General features: G+C 58.7%; 1 protein-coding gene. It reads left to right on the plus strand.

All coding sequences use genetic code 11. The features are described 5' to 3' along the window. The first annotated feature begins 22 nt into the window (after positions 1 to 22). Entirely contained in the window at positions 23 to 388 is a 366-nt protein-coding gene (locus GY725_20400; GenBank protein ID MCP4006546.1) for a transposase, read from the plus strand. Positions 389 to 606: the final 218 nt, after the last annotated feature.

A 606-nucleotide genomic window follows, 5' to 3' on the forward strand; every position in this document is an offset into this window, starting at 1 on the left:
CGACGCGTTGGATGGATTCCTGTTGGGCAAGACCCACCTCATCATGGATCGCGATCCGATCTTCACTGCCAGTGTCCGGGCCATGCTCAGGCACGCTGGAGCGAAACCTGTTCGCCTGCCGCGCCGCAGTCCCAACCTGAACGCGTTCATCGAACGCTTCATCCGCTCGATCAAAGAGGAGTGCCTCGACCGCGTTATCCCGCTGGGTGAAGCGCACCTGCGAGAACTCATCGGCGAGTACATGGCTCACTACCATGCAGAGCGCCCGCATCAGGGTCTTGGCGGTGTGTTTGTCCAGCCGTCCAATAATCACGCGGCCGATGGCCCGTTGGTCAGGCGGGAGCGGCTCGGTGGCTTACTCAACTATTACTACCGAGAAGCTGCGTGAATTCGGGACGATCTAATAAAGGAACACTACGCGTTCGACAGCAGCGTCTCAGTGCCAGACGAGCCGAACGCGTGTTCTCCGAACGGACCGACCTTGTGGTCGGCAACCAGCTCCGCTTCTTCCGCGCACCTACCCGATTTCTAGAATTATGAGCCTTCGAATTTGCAAGATGCCCGAGGGAAACGTCGCTAATTCATCCTACGGCGCAGGCTCCTAGC

It is taken from the genome of bacterium (assembly GCA_024226335.1).
Lineage (GTDB): Bacteria > Myxococcota_A > UBA9160 > SZUA-336 > SZUA-336 > JAAELY01.